Annotated in this window: 10 protein-coding genes; all 10 read left to right on the forward strand. The window is 56.9% G+C overall.

The annotated features are described in order from the left end of the window. The first annotated feature begins 365 nt into the window (after positions 1-365). The 10 genes from AC0JZ1_RS01685 to AC0JZ1_RS01730 all read left to right on the forward strand — a co-directional run bounded on the left by AC0JZ1_RS01685 (position 366) and on the right by AC0JZ1_RS01730 (position 20,576). Entirely contained in the window at positions 366-638 is a 273-nt protein-coding gene (locus AC0JZ1_RS01685) for a helix-turn-helix transcriptional regulator (protein ID WP_471880708.1), read from the forward strand. Then, a complete protein-coding gene (locus tag AC0JZ1_RS01690; RefSeq protein WP_471880709.1) occupies positions 635-1,873 on the forward strand; it encodes a HipA domain-containing protein in 1,239 nt (412 codons plus the stop codon). Before AC0JZ1_RS01685 ends, AC0JZ1_RS01690 begins: the two co-directional genes overlap by 4 nt. Positions 1,874-2,037: 164 nt before the next feature. Next, complete coding sequence (locus AC0JZ1_RS01695) at positions 2,038-2,943, forward strand: tyrosine-type recombinase/integrase (RefSeq protein ID WP_471880710.1); 906 nt, start codon at positions 2,038-2,040, stop codon at positions 2,941-2,943. Positions 2,944-2,946: 3 nt separating this feature from the next. Continuing rightward, entirely contained in the window at positions 2,947-4,140 is a 1,194-nt protein-coding gene (locus AC0JZ1_RS01700; protein ID WP_471880711.1) for an IS91 family transposase, read from the forward strand. A 653-nt stretch (positions 4,141-4,793) separates the two neighbouring features. Then, positions 4,794-11,069 (forward strand): AVAST type 3 anti-phage nuclease/ATPase Avs3a, encoded by a 6,276-nt coding sequence (avs3a, locus tag AC0JZ1_RS01705; protein WP_471880712.1) that lies wholly within the window; start codon positions 4,794-4,796, stop codon positions 11,067-11,069. Continuing rightward, on the forward strand, positions 10,996-11,802 hold the full coding sequence (avs3b, locus tag AC0JZ1_RS01710) for an AVAST type 3 anti-phage proein Avs3b (protein ID WP_471880713.1): 807 nt from the start codon (positions 10,996-10,998) through the stop codon (positions 11,800-11,802). Before avs3a ends, avs3b begins: the two co-directional genes overlap by 74 nt. Before the next feature lie 591 nt (positions 11,803-12,393). Further along, positions 12,394-15,801, forward strand: a complete 3,408-nt coding sequence (gene hsdR / locus AC0JZ1_RS01715) for a type I restriction-modification system endonuclease (protein WP_471880714.1) — start codon at positions 12,394-12,396, stop codon at positions 15,799-15,801. A 79-nt stretch (positions 15,802-15,880) separates the two neighbouring features. Beyond that, positions 15,881-17,416, forward strand: coding sequence for a class I SAM-dependent DNA methyltransferase (locus AC0JZ1_RS01720; protein ID WP_471880715.1), 1,536 nt, complete (start codon positions 15,881-15,883; stop codon positions 17,414-17,416). Beyond that, a complete protein-coding gene (locus AC0JZ1_RS01725) occupies positions 17,413-18,972 on the forward strand; it encodes a restriction endonuclease subunit S (protein ID WP_471880716.1) in 1,560 nt (519 codons plus the stop codon). The genes AC0JZ1_RS01720 and AC0JZ1_RS01725 overlap by 4 nt, the downstream gene beginning before the upstream one ends. Continuing rightward, a complete protein-coding gene (locus AC0JZ1_RS01730; protein WP_471880717.1) occupies positions 18,969-20,576 on the forward strand; it encodes a restriction system-associated AAA family ATPase in 1,608 nt (535 codons plus the stop codon). The genes AC0JZ1_RS01725 and AC0JZ1_RS01730 overlap by 4 nt, the downstream gene beginning before the upstream one ends.

Here is a 20,576-nt window from a genome sequence, read left to right on the forward strand (position 1 = left end):
GATAAAGGTTTTGATATAAGATGCTCAAACAGCCATAGCCAAAACGCATACGAACTAGATAAAATACGTGTCGCTATAGCTATATGGCGGAGAGGGTGGGACTCTCCGCCAATTAGGCCCGCGATACCTGAGAAACAAGGGTTTCTCGTAAGCCTCTGCTCCCGTTCGGGAAATTACGATACCCGCAGGTGTACCACACGCGATACTCGGATCTCAAGGACCTCATTTTCTACGTCGTTACGAGGCATGAAACTTCCCGATCGGGGTGATTTTTTTAGTGTTCTCCCCTTGCTTCCCGATCGGGAAGCATCACCTTGATTTCAGAGAAATCTTCCTGTACGGTAAGCCACCTCGGGAGAAGCTTGATGTTCAGGTCTGCACGCGATTTCGGCGCTGCTATCAGGGAGAAACGCAAGGCGCTTGGTTGGACCCAGACCGAGCTTGCTGCACGTTCCGGCACCGGAGAACGATTCATTGTTGAGCTCGAATCCGGCAAGCCAAGCTGCCAGCTTGAAAAGTCCCTGATCGTAGCGCGCACTGTCGGCATCGAGATCGGCGATCTGAGGACGGTCCAAGCAGCGACGACCTCGCCTGACGATGACCTGGGCTTCTTACCGACCTTCGGTGAAGGTCGATGACGACGATCTTCTACGAAACCTTCCCCGTCGCCCATCTGACCTTCGACAGCGAGTGGCGACTGGATTATGACCCGAGCTGGGAAGCGCGCCGCTCAGCCTTCCCGGTATCGCTCACCATGCCGCTCCGTTCAGGCCCGGTTGCTGCCGACAGGCTGCTGCCCTGGCTCGCCAATCTGCTCCCGGAAACCCATCTCGCTGAAATCGGCCAGCGGCTGAAGGTGTCCCCCCAGGACATCGTTGGCCTGCTCGGTCACATAGGGAGGGACACGGCCGGCGCATTGTCGATTGGTGCTCCCCGTAAGCCGGGTATTCATCTCCAGCCCCTGCCGGATCTAGGGGCATTGGAGCGCATCCTGGACGAGCTTCCGGCAAAGCCTTTCCTGGTCGGCGAACGCGGCGTCTCGATGTCTCTCGCGGGCGTTCAAGAGAAGCTGCCGGTCTTCGTGGATCAGGGCGGTGCCATCTCCATTCCTGTCGATGGGACACCCTCGACCCATATTCTGAAGCCGGATTCAAAACGGCTTGCAGGCAGTGTCGAGAACGAAGCCTTCTGCCTTGCCCTCGCCCGCGCCTGCGGGCTGGACGCCGCTGAAGCGACAATCGGCGTCACGGGCAGGCGGCGCTATTTGCTGGTGAAGCGCTATGACCGTTTCACCGATCCACAAGGCGAGATCCGTAGGCTGCATCAGGAAGATCTTTGCCAGCTAACAGGTCACTTCCCATCCCGAAAGTACGAGCACTCCTCGACAGGACGCGGCGTGACCGCGAAAATGATGTTTGATGCCATCAGCGATTTGGTCTCGCCTTCCGAGCGCCTGAAGCTTCTCGACGCAGTGATATTCAATGTGCTGATCTGCAATTCAGATTCGCATGCCAAGAATTATTCCGTTCTGATCGGTTCCGGCGGGTCGGCGAAGATGGCGCCGCTCTATGACCTGATGTGTGCGGCCGTGTACCGCCAGGTTGATCAGAGTTTACCACAGGGGATAGCCGGCCGGTTCAGTGCTCCGGATCTGCGGCGAGCGGATTGGCAGGCGCTGGCCGACGAACTCGGATTAAGCGGCGCATCGACTGTACGACGCGTGGAAGAGCTTACGGAGCGTATCAGCGTCGCGTGCGATGACGTGGCGCCTCAAGTCGAGGCTTTCGCTGGCGATCCGGCGAGAATCTTGGAGAAGATTGTCCACTCCATCCGGAAGCGGTGCCGAAGAATTCAGGTGCAGTCTCGCGGGTGAGGAGAACCGAACGAGGGCGGAAATTATTTCCGCTTTGCGCCTCCATGCACGAACCCGCTACGCGGGAGGGCGTGCGCGGCGAGTTTCGCATGATTATCTGAGGTTCTAGGCAGGCTGTTGGTGTTGCCTGACCATGACGTTCCCTTCAACGAGAGGAACGTTCAATGGCCAGCTTTCAACACGATGCCCCGATCACACCGCTCCGCCAGCGCATGCAGGAAGACATGCTGATGCGAGGGTTGGGATCTCACACTCGGCAGGACTACATCCGTCACGTTCGGCGCTTCGCTACGTTTCTTGGGCGCGCCCCGGACACCGCGACGGTCGAGGACATACGACGTTTCCAGTTGCATCAGCATGAGAACGGCGTAGGTCCTGCGACGATCAACAGCACTGTTTCGGCGCTACGCTTTCTGTTCACGGTGACGCTGAAGCGGCGGGATCTGGCGCGGGCGCTGGTGATAACGCGCAATCCGCGCAAGCTGCCGGACGTGCTCAGTATTGAGGAAGCTGCCCGCTTACTGGAGGCGGCACCTGGCATCAAATACAAGGCGGCCCTCGGTGTGGCCTATGGTGCAGGCTTGCGCGTCTCCGAGGTCGCCCATCTCAAGGTCGATGACATCGACTCCAAACGCATGCTGATCCGGGTTGAACAAGGCAAGGGACGCAAGGATCGCAATGCCATGCTGTCTCCGCAGCTCCTCGAACTGCTGCGGCTTTGGTGGCGTGAAGGAAAGCGGCGCGGTGTGATGCTGCCTCACGGCTGGCTGTTTCCGGGGCGTAGCCGCACCGATCCGATCTCGTCGCGGCAACTTCATCGCGCGGTTCAGGAAGCTGCCGATGTTGCCGGCATCCACAAGCGCGTCAGCCCGCATACCTTGAGGCACAGCTTTGCCACCCATCTTCTGGAGGATGGCACCGATATCCGTGTCATCCAGGTTCTGCTCGGTCATAGCAAGCTGGAGACGACGGCTCTCTATGCGAAGGTCTCCACCCGAACCATTCACGCGGTCGCCGGACCTCTTGATCGGCTGATGGCACTGATGGAAGGCAAAACGCCCGGCGGCTGAACTATGCGCACCTCGATCCAGGTCGCCGATATCTTCCGTGCTGCCGGGCGGAACTATCGGAAAGCCCATACGGGACATCTCAGCTTGAGCCAGCTCAAGGTTATGTCGGCGGTCGAGCACTGCCGCACGGCGGCACTGGGCGGACATGTCGAGGCCTGCCAGGATTGTGGAGAGTGGCGCATCGCCTACAATTCCTGCCGCAACCGGCACTGCCCGAAGTGTCAGGGCGCCGCTGCACGCACATGGCTTGCCGAACGAGAGGCCGATCTCCTGCCTGTCGGATACTTCCACGTCGTCTTCACATTGCCAGCCGAGGTCGCCGCCATTGCCTTCCACAACAAGGCGCTGGTTTACGATCTGCTCTTTAAGGCCGCATCCGAGACGATGCTGACGATCGCCGCCGATCCGAAGCATCTCGGCGCGCGCATCGGCATTACTGCCGTCCTGCACACATGGGGATCGGCCATGACCCATCATCCCCATGTTCATATGATCGTGCCAGGTGGTGGCATCGCGCTCGATGGATCACGCTGGATATCGTCACGTCCGGCATTCCTCCTGCCGGTTCGTGTGCTCGGCAAGCTCTTCCGGCGCTTGTTCCTGACCCGGCTGCTCCAATTCCACGATGGCGGGCGGCTCACCTTCTTCGGTTCGGCTGCGCCTCTGGCTGATCGCCGAGCATTTGTAAGATACCTGTCGCCAGTCCGCAGGAAGCGCTGGATCGTCTATGCCAAGCCACCCTTTGCGGGGCCGGAAGCAGTGCTTGCCTATCTGTCGCGCTACACGCACCGGGTCGCCATCTCGAACAGTCGCCTGATCGCGTTCGATGAAACGGCCGTCACCTTCCGCTACAAGGATTACCGCCGTGACGGCTGCGATCGGCAGCAGGTCATGACGCTCGCGGTCGACGAGTTCATCCGCCGTTTTCTGCTCCATGTCTTGCCGCGTGGCTTCCACCGCATCCGGCATTACGGCCTGCTCGCCGGCGGTTCTCGGAAGATGAGCATCGCTCGTGCCCGCGAGCTCCTCAACGCTGCCCCGCCGCCCTCTGCCGAGGCGGACGACGAACCGACCGACATCCGGCCGCCATGCCCATGCTGTGGCGGACGCATGGTCGTCATCGAAGTGCTCAAGCGCTGGCGGCAACCACGTGGACCACCATACGAGACAGCAACGAACCGGGAGAGTGCGTCATGACCCGGCATGGCCGATCCATTCATATGGTCTACTCACCGCAGAGCTGGCCAACGGGTAGGGCTGTGCCAGCCCCTATGGCGAGGGCATTCAGCGCGGCAAACGTGCGCTCATTCACTCCGAAAATCCGGAGAACTATACATGCAATCCCCGCCCTCGAAGCGCCGGTACTGGCAACTGTCACTGCTATTGGCCGCCCGCTGGAAGCGACAATCCACAAAACCCCATAGCTCAACAAGTGCAGACCGCGGGTTCCTGCATGAAAGGCTTTCGTACGCCTGACGGCACCCGAAACCCTCCACCAAGTCGGTCATTTGATGCCGTTTATGATGATCCCAAAAGCGGCCTTCAGTTCATGTTCTAACCGCCGCATCTGCTCAGTATGTATGGTTAGTCGACGCCGCACGGAGCTTGTCCTGTCCGAGCCTACCGCCTGCGTCCCATGCGTCTCTTGGAGCGCCATTCCTCGCGCCACTTAGAGTAGAGGAATTTTGTCTCTTCGGTGATCTCTTCGTTGCCATTGTGCCAATATTTGCTCGCAAATCCGAGAGGCTCTCCGTACTCATTTTCCTTACTCAATTCACGCTTGCTATCTGCTACAAGATTCTCCGATGGGCTGCTGCGCGGCAAAAAGGCATTTATTAGGCACGATTGAAATGGCAAAAACCAACCTTGTTCGCCCCAGCCGCGATGGTGATCAGTTTCATTACCTCTGGGCAGCGCGACGATGCTTGAAGCTATTGTCCGCCACCAGCGACCTGGTGGCAGTCACTATTGAGGGAATATCACCGACAGAAGCTGGTAGCGGCGAAACCGTTACGGCCGGAGAAGACGTTATCGATATCGCCGAGTACTTCGGCAGCGAGGATTTTGCTGACGCACGGCTCGTGCGTTACATGCAACTCAAGCATTCAACCTTGCACGCGCATGAACCGTGGACGGCCAGCGGACTAGAGAAATCAATCACGGGCTTCGCCGAGCGGTACAGGGAGTTGCTCAAAACCTTTCTTAAAGATGTCCTAGCCGAAAAGCTGGAGTTTTGGTTTGTCACGAATCGGCCAATTGGCGATGCCTTCGCTGAGACCGTCGAAGACGTTGCGGAAGGGCGTATCGTTCGCCACATCAAAGAAGGCGAGAAGATTGAGCGCTTCGCAGGCCTTTCCGGCGATGATCTTGCGGCGTTCTGTAAGCTTATACATTTTGAAGGGCGACAGGATGACTATTGGGATCAACGCAACATTCTATTCCAGGATGTTGGTGGCTATCTCCCTGCTGCAGACGTGTATGGTCCCCTGAAGCTAAAAGAGCTTGTCACGCGGAAGGCGCTGTCGGAGGGAGAGCGCAATCCTTGCATTACAAAGATGGACGTGTTCCGCGCTTTGGATACCGATGAGAGCGCCCTCTTTCCGGCTCCCAACCTCATTGAAAAATTGGACGGCTCGCTGGCTCGGGATCAAGAGCTTGCCCTCGTCGCCGAAATTGTTGCGGCCAAAGGCCCAGTGGTGATTCATGCGCCTGGCGGTATCGGCAAGACGATCTTCGCCAATAGAATTGCAGGCAGTCTTCCCAGCGGCTCGAATTGCATTCTTTACGACTGTTTTGGAAACGGGCAATATCGTAATGCATCCGGCTATCGCCACCGGCACAAGGACGGTTTGGTACAAATTGCAAATGAGTTGGCGAGCAAAGGGCTCTGCCATTTGCTCATTCCGACAATTCATGCGGATTCGGCTTCTTACGTCAGAGCCTTCGTTCATCGCATAGGGCAAGCTTCCGACTTCATACGGCTTCAAGACCCCAAAGCGCTGCTGTGTATTGTAATCGATGCCGCAGACAACGCCCAGATGGCTGCTGAAGAGATTGGAGAAAAGAAATCATTTGTGCGCGACATTATCAGGGAAAAGATGCCGGATAACGTCCGGTGTGTATTCCTTTGTCGCTCACATCGCCAGCACCACCTCGACCCACCTAGCGAAGCGTTGAGTCGTGAACTGGAACCATTCAGCCGCGCAGAAACGGCAGCGCATCTTCGACTGCGTTTTCCCGAAGCCAATGAACATGATGTGGACGAATTTCATCGCCTAAGTTCATGCAACCCCCGCGTTCAAGCCCTTGCCCTGTCTCGTAACGAGACCCTGCCCATTACACTTCGCTTGCTTGGTCCCAACCCCAAATCAGTTGAAGACACTATCGGCAGCTTGCTCGAAGCAGCTATAGAGAAGCTGAAAGATCACTTGGGGCCATTAGAAAGATCTCAGGTCGATAGTATATGTACCGCGCTGGCCGCGCTTCGCCCGCTCATCCCCTTGTCGGTCTTGTCTGCGATTTCGCACGTTCCCGCATCAGCAATAAAAAGCTTTGTCATAGACATCGGAAGGCCGCTGCGTTTGGCAGGCGATTCTGTACAGTTTTTCGATGAACCTGCAGAGACATGGTTTCGAGAGAGGTACAAGCCAACGAGCGCCTCGATGGGCGGCTTCATCAGTGTTCTGTATCCGCTCGTCTCAAAAAGCCCCTATGTTGCATCTGTTTTGCCGCAATTGATGCTCGATGCCGGGCAATTCTCGAATCTTGTTGACCTTGCATTGAAGTCCGATGCTCTCCCAGAGACGAGTCCCCTAGAGAGACGCGACATCGAACTGCAGCGACTACAATTCGCGCTGAAAGCAGGACTACGTTCGAAACGCTATCTTGATGCGACCAAACTCGCGCTGAAAGCGGGTGGTGAAACGGCGGGAGACGACAGGCAGAGGAAGATTTTGCAGGCCAACACTGACCTGTCTTCGACGTTTCTCGACGTTGACCTAATTCAGGAAATTGTGTCGCGAGGAACATTCGGTTCAGGCTGGCTTGGATCGCATCATGCCTACGAAGCAGCTCTAATGTCAGGGTGCCCGGCTTTGGTGGGCGATGCTCGGAGCCGTCTGCGCATGGCATCCGAATGGCTTAGGAACTGGAGCAGACTGTCTGAGGAAGAGCGAGAGAAGGAACGAATTTCGGACGAAGACATCGTTGCATTGACCTTTGCCGAAATTAATATCCATGGTGCCGAAGCTGCGGCACACAGCCTTGGCCGCTGGACACCAAGGGAAGTTTCGTTCCGCGTAGGGCTTGCGGTTGCCAAACGACTTATCGATCACAACCGCATAGATGATTTGAATGCGTTCGCGGTAGCCGCTGACAACAATCTGTGTTTGGTGCTGGGGATCGCCGTAGCATTGCAGCGAATTCGAAAGGTACCGCCTCTCGAAGTGACGCAAAGAGCGTTCCGATTGCTTGCCAGCACCCGAATAAGCCTTAGCGATGGCGGTTCGTTCACTGATCGCTATTCTGCCCTGAATGCAGTGGTTATTCTCGTGGAAGCGGCTTTAGAGCACTCACTTTGTTCTAAAACGGAGGCTGCATCGGTCCTTTCGCGCTACCTGCCAAGTGAGCCTCCGTCAGATATTGCATCCCGTTTCTCTAACACGCGATCTCACCTCCTGCGTGGCTATAGCCTGCGCGCTACACTGATGAATACAACCCTCGAACTCGTGGATCTTGCGCATGGCTCACTTCGACAGGAATTAGAAGGGAAAAACCAACATTCAACGTCTCGCGATCTTCAAGAATTCAAAGAGGACATCGGCGCGCTCCTGCCTTGGCACAACCTCAGGGCAAGGGTTGTTTGCGGGATCGTTACCGGCCCGACACTGAATGACGAGCTTGCCTTAGCACGTGAAGCATCAAACAAGGCCGCTCGAATTCATTACCGGGACGACCATTACACTTCGAACGAGATAGCCTTGGTATGGTTCGAGATCCTATTCAGACTGCAGGCAGTTGACGCGACAACGCTTGGCGCTTTCTCCAATTGGAAGAGCAGTTTGAAACGACCGCTTTTCACGCCCACTTTGACCGCCCTAGCAAGGCTATGTTGCGAAAACTCCAATGCTAGGAAAAACGCGCTCGAGTTTGCGTTGGAGGCATTCAATCTTACCAATGGTCAAAGATCCGATGCTGAACAGAAGTCGGATGGCTTTATCGATGCGTCACGTGCGATTCTTTGCCTTAGCAAAGGGGAAGCCCACGGATATTTCAACGAGGCGGTGGAAGTCGCGAGTAAAATCGGCGATGAGAATTTATCACGGTGGGATGCCATACTGGATCTGGCTGATCGATCAGTTCGCACAGACCGCCCCGTTCCAGAGACGGCGTACCGCTTCGCGCGCTGCGCGGAGCTAACCTACGACTATGTTGTTCGAGACAAGCATTTCGACTGGCATGCAACTATTGAGGCATTGACCGGGCTATGCCCTCCTTCATCACTTGCAATTCTTAGCCGTTGGCGGGACCGTGGTTTTGGATGGTCAGAACGAATTGTACCTGTCGCAGTAACAAAGCTCATTGAACGCGGAGAATTAAATCCACTAAACGCACTCCCATTGATAGGTTTTCGGGGGCGCTGGCGATATGAAAAGCTGCTTGACGAGGCGCTGAACGCTTGCAAGTCCTCAAACGAAAAAGCAGATATAGCCGCTCATCTCTTCCGCTATTCTCGATTTAATTCTGGCGACTTTAAAGAACTGCAAGAAGTCATACGCCGCCACGGGGTACTGTTGGAAGGGCTCGACGAAGCCGTTCGCTTCACTGGCGACGTGGAACTCAAGCGAAATTCGCGGAAAGTGGAAGAAAATGGCATCAACGTGGACGCTGTTTCGGTAAAGAGCAACGATTGGAACAGCGTTTTCGACGGGATAAACTTGGCTAATGCCAACGGTATTTCCGAGAGCTACAGGAAATACAAGGCTTCAGAGCGCCCTTGGTATCACGAGCATTTCTTCCAGCAAGCGCTCATCAGGGTACCTATTGGTTCGGAAGTTGAATTCATCCTGTCGTTTGGCGAAGTGCCCGAATTTGAGCTCTATCATCTGAGAGTTTTCTTGGAGCAATGTCCGAGGGAGTGGAGTCAGCGTCCAGCAGTCAAGCGCGCTTTCGAGACTATCCTCAGGAAGCTTTGCCGACGGTATTGCCTTAACGTAGCAAAGTATCGGCATTACGAGGTTTTTCCGTTCAAGACCGCGTGCCTTCTCAGCGGAGCGGACGAAGCCGATATTGTCGAGGTCGTCCTGGATGGTATCGGCGAAACAGCAGACTTGGCTGACGCAGCGCGACTATTTTCGCTAGTCGGGCTTTTGGCAATCAAGCTCTCAGAAGACGATGCGTTAGAAGCGCTCGATTTCGGCCTAGAACTTTTCTCCAGCTCATTGGAAGATAAAGATGGCGATGGTTCTTGGTCGACTAATCTCCTGCCACCTTCAGACATCAATGCCGCCTTGGCGGGTTATGTGTGGGCCGCAATGGCAGCACCAGAGGCCGTCACGCGTTGGGAGGGCGCGCATGCGGTGCTGGGCTTTGTCGCGCTTGGACGGAAAGACATATTAAAGCACCTGTTCAACTTCAGCTCTGAGAATGTAGGAGGCCCATTTGTCGATGCCAAATTGCCGTTCTACAGCCTGCACGCGCTCCAGTGGTTTCTGATCGGCGTAACTCGAGGAGCAATGGCAAACCCTGCGGCGCTGGCACCATATGGCCAACGTCTCATGGACTTGGCATTGAAAGGAGAGCCACACATCCTCATCAGGCTGTTCGCAGCTCGGGCGGTCCGCATATTGATGGACAACGAAATAGTCGATGATCAAGCCGATCTCCGGCACACTTTGGAGCACGTCGCCAAATCGCCATTTCCTGCCGTGGAATCGAAATCCTATGATCGTTTCACCAGAAGCGATGAGGCAGGAGATGCGAACGATGATGACAGCTTCTATTTTAGCTTGGACATCGGACCGTATTGGTATGCACCATTGGGAAGAGTGTTCGGTTTGTCGCAAGGGCAAATCGAATCAGAAGCACTGGCCGTTATCCGGGGCCAGTTAAAGTTTGCTGGCCGCGGACGTTGGGATGAGGACGAAAGATCTCGCCGTAAGCTGTACCAAGAGGTCCACACCTACCACTCACACGGTTCTTACCCTCGTGCAGATAGTCTCAATTTCTATCAGGCATACCACGCTATGCTGATCGTCGCGGGCAGAAATCTGGCATCCAGGCCCGTTCATTGCGACTCGGGATACGGTGTCACGGATGAATTTGCTGATTGGCTGGAGAGGCATGACCTGTCACGTCAAGATGGACGCTGGCTTTGGGACCGGCGAGACCCAGAACCGCTCGAACAGCCATCTTGGTTGGATTGCGACAAGACAGACGAAAACTATAACCTCATTACGAAAACTGATTTTGATGAGGCATTACAAGGCGGTGCGATGACCAACATTTGGGGTCATTGGACGACAGCAAATTCCGAGCGCGAGCAGTCGGTCGATATCCACAGCGCCATGGTATCTCCGAAGAACTCGGAGGCCTTATTACGTGCATTGAGCACGGCCGAGAGCAGGTATGATTACGCTATTCCCGGCGCTGAGGGCGATATGGAAATCGATGAACATGGATACTCGCTCAAAGGCTGGATCATCGGCCGCAGCAGCGACAGCGGGTTGGATAGCCAAGATCGGTGGGCGGGAGGTGTCAGCTACCCAGCCCCACGCCCGGCGGAGAACATACGCGAGTTGATGGGTTTGCAAGCGGATGTTGATCAACGGACATGGACAGATAAGGATCATTCAACTGCGATGATATCCCAGGTCTGGGGGCACTTCGATGAGGGCAACCGGCATGAGAACGTGAGCCCGGAACGTGGAGGTCGCATCAATGCATCACACGACTTCCTGAAAGCACTCCTTGGCACGCTGCAGCGCGATCTGATTATCGCGGTAAACATCGATCGTCGACGACGTTACAGATCATATGAAAGCAGTATTGAAAATGACAAAGACAGAATCCCAGCAAAGTCAAGAATCTACCTGCTCAAAGCCGACGGGAGCTTGCACACAATCTGATGCAATACTGGCTTTAGGTCGAAAGCTGGTGGAGGCAATGGATGTCGACGGACCTGCCGATACGCTTGGCAGGTGGATGGCCCACTATGTTGCAGAGCTGATCGATGAAGCAGAAAGAATCACTGGTCCCGAGAAAGCAGTAGCTCAGGACAGGTGCTTTGCGGCAATTCTTGAACTATGGAGTCACCGAGCGGATTTTCCTAGAGGAAAACGGCCGCACCAGGAGTTGGAACCGATCTTGCGGGTCGTACAAAGTCTCGACATCGCGACCGAATACCCAAGGTATTACCCATCCGCGCAACCATCGGAGAACGATCCTCATAGCGCTGAAGTGGAAAAGTGGCTCGATCTGGCTCGGGGAGTGGACTATTCCGCAAAACTCCTGATCAGGCACTGCCTATGTCAGGCGGCCGCATTGGAGACGAACAAATCGAAAGAGTGGGTAAAGCTCGCAGAAGCTGCGGGAGCCAACTCCGGTGTCTCCGAAATTTTCGTCCGTTTCATATCCACAATCGAGGATCTGGACGATGAGGGCAAAGTCAACAAAGGGCTGCGAAAAGATCTTGAGGATCGGTTGCAGCGCCTTAAAGGATTTAGGAGGTTAGCGGAAGGGTTGGCCGAACATCTTCAGGCTGAACTCGATAAATTGCCGCAGGTGGATGACGCAAAGGAAGATGAAGTGCGCATTTCCTTGCACTCCTCTCCAGCCTTGCTAGATTCAAACCTCGACTAATGGGCTCTATGGTGTAGAAGCTAGGCCGAAAGCTACGCTGAAGCAGAGACGGGATCCCATATACGGGATTACCTGGACAACCTCAAGGCGCAGGTTGTCGGCCGTCTCGCTCCGATAAATCGAACTTCCGCCGTAGCAAGCGTACCGCTGGGCGATTTTGCTGTGTCCCATTTAGAGTCGAGCGCCTGAAAGTTTACTGTCCGCTTGCGGCCTCAAATCACTCACCTCTTCGCACAGCGCAGGCGTCTCCGGTAAATACGCCTTGGCTGCTGTCGCCCCGAAGCGGCCGATTGCGTCTCTACGCTTATTTTGCCGTCAACGGCAGCTATATTGCGAAGGCAACTCGTAACCCGTCAGTCCGCAATCGGCCCCATATCGGCCATTACGACGAGCAGAGCCTTGAGCCTGGTGTAGGTGGTCGTTGGTGCGATCCTGAGAGCGGGCAGTGCGGCTCGCGGCCCCTAAGCCAGGGGAAATAATTTCCGAAATTGCACATTTCATTCTCTATTCGTGCCACAACTCTAGTTTGCCTGCTCCCTTAACGTGTGGCATGTTCCGCCAAAGAGCATTGCAAAGCGTCTGGGTGGGGCATTGTCTGCGAATTTCGATCATCTGAAGGAACTCAGTCCTGAGCTCCATCGTCTTGGCGTGCTTGCAGAACGCTTCTTCACCGAGGATGCCAATACCTCGCTGATCAAGAGCCGCCAGTTCGGCGAATACATGGTCAAAGAGATTGCGGCGCTTTCCGGTGCCTACGATCCCTCTGCGCGAGACACGACCCATGATCTGCTTCGCAAACTTTCGGCGCAGCAGGTTCTTCCGCGGGAAGTCGCCGATATTTTCCATGCGATTCGTACACGCGGTAATAATGCCGCTCATAGCCTGGGCGGATCGCCTGCGGAGGCGCTGGCTGCGTTGAAGTTCTGCAGCGCGTTGGCCACCTGGTATCGCCGTACCTATGGGCGCGATCCAAACTTCAAGCCGGGTCCTTTCGTCCCGCCAAAGGCGTCGGCCGATACCGACCACGCGACGCAAGCTGAGCTTGCCGCCCTGCGTGCACAGGTTCGTGAGACGGAAGCGAGGTTAGCGGCCGCCCATGCCTCTGCCGAAGGGCTCGCCAAGGCTCGCGCCGCCGCGGAAGAACTGGCCCGCCAGGCGTCCAGTGAGAGTGCTGTCTGGGAACGGACGGCTGTCGAGATGGAGGCAAACCAGGCTGCCCTTTCCCGCAAGCTCGCCGAATTGCAGAAGGCAGCAGAAACCCAGTCCGCACAGATCCGGATGGAGTTCAAGCAGGCGGGCCTGGAGGCCGCGAGCCGCCTGGAACTCGATGAACGCCAGACCCGCCGCCTCATCGATGTCCAGCTTGTTGATGCCGGATGGGAGGCTGACAGCGACAACTTGACCTACCAGAAGGGTGTGCGCCCGGAGGAAGGCCGCAACCTCGCTATCGCCGAATGGCCGTCCGAAGGTGGCCGGGCGGATTACGCCCTCTTTGTCGGCCTCACCTGCGTCGGCGTCATCGAGGCCAAGCGCGAGAGTGCAGATGTGCCGTCCACCCTGCAGCAAGCCGAGCGCTATGCACGCACGATTACGCTGCCTTCAGAGAGCCAACATTCCTATGGCCCGTGGAAACATGGACTGGATGAGCCCTTCCGTGTCCCTTTCGTTTTCGCCACCAATGGCCGACCCTATGTGCGCCAGTGGTTGAGCAAATCCGGTATCTGGTATCGAGATGTCCGGCGCGACACCAACCACGCGATTGCCATGCCAAGCTGGTTCTTCCCTAAGGATCTCCTCGACAAGCTTACCACCGACGTCGACACTGCCGCCCAAGGGTTGGCGGAAGAGAGCTTCGGCAAGGGCCGCATGCGTCCCTATCAAGAAGAGGCAATCGCCGCGATCGAGGCTGCCGTGGTCGCGGACCAGCGCGACATCTTGATTTCCATGGCGACAGGCACCGGCAAGACGCGCACGGCGATCGCGCTGATGTATCGCCTGCTCAAACACAAGCGCTTCCGCCGCATTCTCTTCCTCGTCGACCGCAAGGCGCTGGGGCGGCAGACAAGCGACGCGCTGGACACCACCGAGATCGAGGGCATGCTGAACTTTGCCCAGATCTACAAGGTTGCCGGGCTCGAGCAGAAGCTGCCCGAGGACGAGGACCAGGTGCAGGTGGCGACCGTCCAGTCGCTGATCGCCCGCATCCTCAATGAGCCCGATCCTGCCAAGCGCCCCACGCCCGGTACCTTCGACTGCATTATCGTTGACGAAGCCCATCGCGGCTACACGCTGGATGCCGAGCTGCGCGAAAGCGATATCGGCTTCCGCAACATCGATGACTACCAGTCGGCCTACCGTCAGATCCTCGATTACTTCGACGCCGTGAAGGTTGCGCTGACGGCGACGCCTGCGCTTCACACCCGCGAGATTTTTGGCCACCCGGTCTTCCATTACGGCTATCGCCAGGCCGTCGTCGAAGGCTATCTCAACGATCACCTGCCGCCGAAGCGCATCACCACGGCTCTGTCGGAAGCCGGCATCCATTTCGAGGGTGGCGAGGAGGTCGAGATCATCGACCGCAAGACAGGCCAGATCGATCTCTTCGAATTGCCGGATGAAGTCTCCCTCGATTACGACCTCGCCGACTTCAACAGGCGCGTCTACTCAGAATCCTTCAACCGCATGGTCTGCCGCGCAATCGCCACCGAAATCCCGCCGTCGAAAACCGGCAAGACACTGATCTTTGCCGCCCGCGATGCCCATGCAAACGACATCGTGCGCCTGCTGATCGAGGAACTGCAGGAGGAATACGGCACGGAAAACGTGCCGCATGGCATAGTGATGAAGATCACCGGCACGGTCGACAAGGCCGATGATCTGATCCTGAAGTTCAAGAACGACCCCTATCCGAAATACGTCGTCACGGTGGACCTGCTGACGACAGGCGTCGACGTGCCCTCCATCTCCAATCTCGTGTTCGTCCGCCGGGTCAAGAGCCGCATCCTCTACGACCAGATGATCGGCCGCGCCACGCGGCTCTGCCCGGAGATTGGCAAGGAGCATTTCCGCATTTTCGACGCCGTCGATCTCTATGCCGAGCTGCAGGAAATGAGCGACATGCGCCCAGTCGTCGTCAAGCCGGACATTGCCCTCGGCCAGCTCGTCACGGATCTGCAGGCGGCGGAGACGGAAGAGGACAAAAGCTGGGTCGCAGCCCAGGTCATCGTGCGCATGCGCAGCCTGGTGAAGCGCATGGATGCCGAGACCCGTGAAAGTTTTGAGCGCCACACGGGCGAAAGCGCGGACATGGCGCTCCAGCACCTTTCCACCCGCTCCGGTGCCGAACTGCAGCAGTGGCTGGCCGACCATTCCCGCGCCGTCGAACTGCTGGAACGCCGGCCGCTCTCCACCGACAAGAGTGATGGTGTCATCATCTCCACCCATGCGGACGAGCTGCTGCGCATCGAGGAAATTTTTGGCAAGAACACGACGCCGGAGGATTACATCACCGGCTTCGAACGTTTCGTGCGCGACAACATGAACCAGGTCCCGGCGCTGATCGCCGTCACCCAGCGGCCGCGCGATCTGACCCGCAAGGAACTGTCGGAACTGGCGGGCCTGCTGGATGAGAAGAACTATTCCGAAGCCATGCTGCGCGCTGCTTACGGTCGCGCCCGCAATGCCGATATCGCCGCCCATATCATCGGCTTCGTCCGTCAGGCAGCTTTGGGCGATCCCTTGATCCCCTATGCCACGCGCGTCGACAAGGCGATCGTCAAGATCGAGTCCTCGCGGCCCTGGACGCAAAAGCAGAAGGAATGGCTGCGTCGCATCGGCCGGGCGCTGAAGGACAAGCCCGTGGCCGACCCGACCCTGCTCGATCAGGGCGCCTTTGCCGACAAGGGCGGCTTCAAACGCATCGCGCAGGAGTTCGACGGCGAACTCGATGAGGTGCTGCACGCCTTCAACGAGGCGATCTGGGCGCCGCCCGCCGCCTGATCCATCAGGCTGTCGTTGACCATCGACTGCTGATCGCTAAAACCGCAATCACGATTCTCGATCCGAAAAGAACCACGCCATGAATGCCAATGCCATCGTCCAGAAACTCTGGCGCCTCTGCACGGTCCTGCGCAAGGACGGCATCACCTATCAGCAATATGTCACCGAGCTGACCTATCTGCTGTTTCTGAAGATGATGGCCGAGCGCAACCGCGAGACGGGCAGCCTGCCCAAGGGCATGCGCTGGGCTGATCTGGTAGCGGCAAACGGTCTGGCGAAACTTGAGCATTACCGCAAGGTCCTCGTCACCCTCGGTGCCGCCAGCTCACGGCTTGGCGAAGACGATGTTCTCCTCTCGCCTCCCGGAGAAGGTGCCAGCCCGGAAGAGCGCAAGCGCTATGCCGATGCCCGGCCATTGCCTGACATGGTGCAAAAGATCTTCGACAATGCCTCTACCTTCCTGCGCGAGCCGCAGAACCTGACGACGCTGGTCACCGCCATCGACGAGCTCGATTGGTTCTCCGAGGAGCGTGACCAGTTCGGCGATCTCTATGAAGGCCTGTTGCAGAAGAACGCGGAAGAAACCAAGCGCGGCGCGGGCCAGTATTTCACCCCCCGCGTGCTGATCGAGCTTCTCGTGCGCCTCATGCAGCCACAGCCCGGCGAGGTCATCCAGGATCCTGCCGCCGGCACTGGCGGCTTCCTGATCGCCGCCGATCGCTACATGAAGGCGCGCACCGACGACTATCTCGATCTCGGCGAAAAGGAACAGGACTTCCAGAAGCGCCGCGCTATCCACGGCATGGAAAACGTGCCGGGCACGCTACGCCTGCTGCTGATGAACCTTTATCTGCACGATATCGACGGCGATCATGTCGATCTCGGTGACACGCTCTCCGACAAGGGCAAGGGGCTCGGTCGCGCCAATCTCATCCTGACGAACCCGCCCTTTGGCCCGGCAGGCGGCGCGCCGACCCGCGATGACCTCTCGGTCACCGCAAACGTCTCCTCCTACCAGCTTCCCTTTGTCGAACACTGCATCCGCGCGCTTGAGCCCGGTGGCCGCGCGGCGATCGTCGTGCCGGACAATGTGCTGTTCGAAGACGGGCGTGGGCGCGAACTGCGCCGCATGATGATGGACTGGTGCGACCTGCACACCATCCTGCGCCTGCCGACCGGCATTTTCTATGCGCAAGGGGTGAAGACCAATGTCATCTTCCTGACGCGCGGCAAGAGCGAGAGCGACAACACCAAATCCGTCTGGATCTATGACCTGCGCGCCCAGATGCCGAAATTCGGCAAGACGACGCCACTGACGGAAGCGCATTTCGAAGGGTTCGAACAGGCCTTCGGCAAAGATCCATACGGCAAGGCGCGCGGTCCGGACGAAGGCGAAGCCGGCCGCTGGCGCATGTTCACCCGCGAGGCAATCGCCGCCCGTGGCGACAATCTCGATATCGCCTGGCTGCGCGAGGCAGAGGAAGAGGCCGAAGAAGGCCTCATCGAACCCGACGACATCGCCGCCGCCATTTTGGGCCATCTTCAGGCCGCGACGCTGGAGATCGAGGCGCTGATGGCGGAGCTCAGCGATGACCTGCCGGAGGCGGCGGAATGAGCGAGCTGCCGAAGGGGTGGTCTAGCCTCACACTTGCTGATGCGGTGCAAAATGACGCGCCGATTATATACGGCATTCTGCAGCCGGGTCCGGATATCGATCGGGGAGTTCCTTATGTGCGTCCCACCGAGATTCAGCAGGGCAGGATAGTGCAGCGTGAGTTGAGGAGGACCTCACGGGAGATCGCAGAACGATACAGGCGCTCAACGTTGGCTGCTGATGACCTCATACTCAGCATCGTGGGTACCATTGGAAAGGTTGCAGTCGTCCCAGAGGAGCTGGAAGGGGCCAACATTACTCAATCCTCCTGTAGGATTAGGGCGGATAAGCAGATCTGTGAGCGCGACTGGATGAAATACTTCTTGGTCGGTCCGCTGGCAGGTAAACACTATGTGGACAACAAACTCGGTACAGCGGTTCCGCGTCTAAACCTTGAAGATGTGAGGCAGTTTGTCCTGCCCCTCCCACCCCTGGCGGAGCAAAAGCGCATCGTGGCCAAGCTGGATGCGCTGAACGCGAAATCCGCCCGCGCCCGCACCGAACTCGCCCGCATCGAAACCCTCGTCTCCCGCTACAAGCAGGCCGTGCTCAGCAGGGCGTTCAGCGGGGAGTTGACGTCAGCAGAGGTCTCCAATTGGGCTTCGTGTACCCTTGGGGATCTAGCACTCGATGTTAGGTATGGAACCGCAGAGAAATGCACCTATGCGCCAGATCTGACACCCGTTTTGCGCATACCAAATGTAGCCAATGGCCGGATCGACCTGTCGGATCTCAAGCACGCCTCGTTCAATGAAAAAGAACTCACGAAGTTGGAGCTGTTGGAAGGGGATCTGCTTATCATTCGATCGAATGGTAGCCTCGATCTCGTTGGGCGTTCCGCAGTCGTTGATGCGGCAGCCGCCGGAATGCTTTTCGCGGGCTATCTCATTAGGGTGCGGCTCGCCTTGAGCAAGGCTATGCCCTCCTTCATTCAATACTGGATGCAGTCTTTCGCCGTTCGTCGCACAATCGAAGACGCAGCAAAATCAACGAGCGGCGTCAACAACGTGAACAGCCAGCAACTTCAGGCTTTGCAGCTCAAGCTGCCACCCCTCGAAGAACAACACGAAATCGTCCGCCGCATTGAATCCGCCTTCGCCAAGATCGACCGGTTGGCGAAAGAGGCCAAGCGCGCGCTGGAGCTGGTGGGCCGGCTGGACGAGGCGATCCTGGCCAAAGCCTTCCGCGGCGAACTGGTCCCCCAGGACGAAAACGACGAACCCGCCGAACACCTACTCGCCCGCATCCGCGCCGAGCGCGAGGCGGCCCCGAAAGTGAAGAAGAGAGTAGTGAAGCGGACGAGCGCGATGTTGACAGCGAGAGATTTCCTGAATGCGAAACTTCCAAACTGGCCCCACGACGGTATCAGCTTCCAGGACCTGAGGAGCGAGTTTAGCGGAAGCTATGACGACCTGAAGGACGCGGTGTTCAACTTGCTCTCTGATGAAAACGCGATGTTGCGTCAGGTTTTTGACGAAAAACGGTCCATAATGAAGCTAAAAAGGCACGAGCAATGAAGATCGTTCGAGTAAAGATCTTCGAGGCCGCCAGTTGCGGAGGGCTGCTCGACGGTATGGATATCGACTTGCTCCGCCCTCGCGGAGAGAGTGAAAATGCTGACTTTCTGCCAATGTGCCTTCTTGGCAGAAACGGAACTGGAAAATCTCAGTTTCTTCAGATCATTTCAGAGATTTTCCAATCCGCATGGCATGAGCATCGGCCGGAAGAAGAAGCCACGATCGCTAACCCAAGCCTGCTTTTCGAGATCATCTATGAGGTGATGGTTGAACCCGATGCTGCTGGTATCAAACGTGTAAAACTCAGCAGAGCGCGGGACCCGTCTGGCCGTATCGGCAAGATGCGAATGGAGATTAGGGGGGAGGACGGATACGAACAATTGGACGACAATACTGATCCTGAGTTCGGTCGACACCTTCCTACGCTGGTCGTGGCCTATACATCTGGCGACAATGAAACTTTGAGTCTCCCTTTTTATATCAGTCGTTCAGGATATGCGGCCTCGGTTGCGAATGCGGCAATGAAACAGGCTGACGCCCTCGTTCCAGACAACCGCTTGGTACTCCTCGACTATTCAACTCACCTTGAGGTCCTGATCGCCAACTTGATGGTCGCACCAGCAACTGTGCAATCCGAGCTGGTCAGACATGCAAATCTCTCCTCCTTGCGCTCTTTCCGTCTGGTAATCCAATTTAACCATCCGCAGGCTCCTAAGATTAAGGGACAGAACCCTGCGCGAAAGGGTATACAGCTCACGGATGAGTTGGAGCGTTACGTGCGCCAACTTTGCGACGCCGCAACCTGCTGGGACTACGATATCAAGCAGGAACTCTACACACTCGATTATTTTGTCGACGACGAAAGCCACAAAGCTTTCGAGACATTTTGGCCCAGCGCAATTGAGCTCTATCGATCGCTTCACAAGCTAGCGATGCTCAATGATCTGATGATTCCGAAACCGGCGCGAGTGCGCTTGAAGAAGAACCTAAAGAGCCGGAAGTTTGCCTCGAAGCTTCCTGAGCCTCAGGACGAACTCAAGGTCTTTAAGATCGAGGAAGTGCGGTTCACGAAGATTGGGCCTTCCGGGCAGACGTCGGACGTTGACTACGTATCGCTTTCCGATGGTGAGCACCAACAGGCACAGCTTTTTGGCATAGTTGCCATGTTCCGAGACGCAAACACCTTGTTCCTGCTTGATGAGCCTGAATCTCACTTTAATCCGCAGTGGCGCGCGAAGCTGGTCACACGGATTATGTCCCTTCCAGTCCAAGGTCTGGGAGATCAAGAGTTCATTTTAACCACCCATGCCCCGTTCGTGCCCTCAGACATGCACCGAGACCAGGTACGAATATTCTCGAAGGTGGACGACAAGCTTACGGCTCGCAAACCGGAAATTGAGACGTTCGGGGCGACTTACGACACTATCCTGAGCCACTGCTTTGACGTGGATCCTCCCATTTCGGAACTGGCGCAGGATACGATCCAAAAACTAAAACAGTCCGGATCCATTGAAGACATAGAGCGCGAAATGCCTCGGCTAGGGTCATCGGTAGAGAAGGCATTGCTTGCCGATCGTTTGTTCGAGCTTAAGGGCAGACGATAG

Source organism: Affinirhizobium capsici (assembly GCF_977018625.1).

Coding starts and splice junctions, on each gene's coding strand:
- AC0JZ1_RS01685 (WP_471880708.1), top strand. CDS start 366: ATGTTCAGGTCTGCACGCGATTTCGGCGCTGCTATCAGGGAGAAACGC.
- AC0JZ1_RS01690 (WP_471880709.1), top strand. CDS start 635: ATGACGACGATCTTCTACGAAACCTTCCCCGTCGCCCATCTGACCTTC.
- AC0JZ1_RS01695 (WP_471880710.1), top strand. CDS start 2,038: ATGGCCAGCTTTCAACACGATGCCCCGATCACACCGCTCCGCCAGCGC.
- AC0JZ1_RS01700 (WP_471880711.1), top strand. CDS start 2,947: ATGCGCACCTCGATCCAGGTCGCCGATATCTTCCGTGCTGCCGGGCGG.
- avs3a (WP_471880712.1), top strand. CDS start 4,794: ATGGCAAAAACCAACCTTGTTCGCCCCAGCCGCGATGGTGATCAGTTT.
- avs3b (WP_471880713.1), top strand. CDS start 10,996: ATGACAAAGACAGAATCCCAGCAAAGTCAAGAATCTACCTGCTCAAAG.
- AC0JZ1_RS01720 (WP_471880715.1), top strand. CDS start 15,881: ATGAATGCCAATGCCATCGTCCAGAAACTCTGGCGCCTCTGCACGGTC.
- AC0JZ1_RS01725 (WP_471880716.1), top strand. CDS start 17,413: ATGAGCGAGCTGCCGAAGGGGTGGTCTAGCCTCACACTTGCTGATGCG.
- AC0JZ1_RS01730 (WP_471880717.1), top strand. CDS start 18,969: ATGAAGATCGTTCGAGTAAAGATCTTCGAGGCCGCCAGTTGCGGAGGG.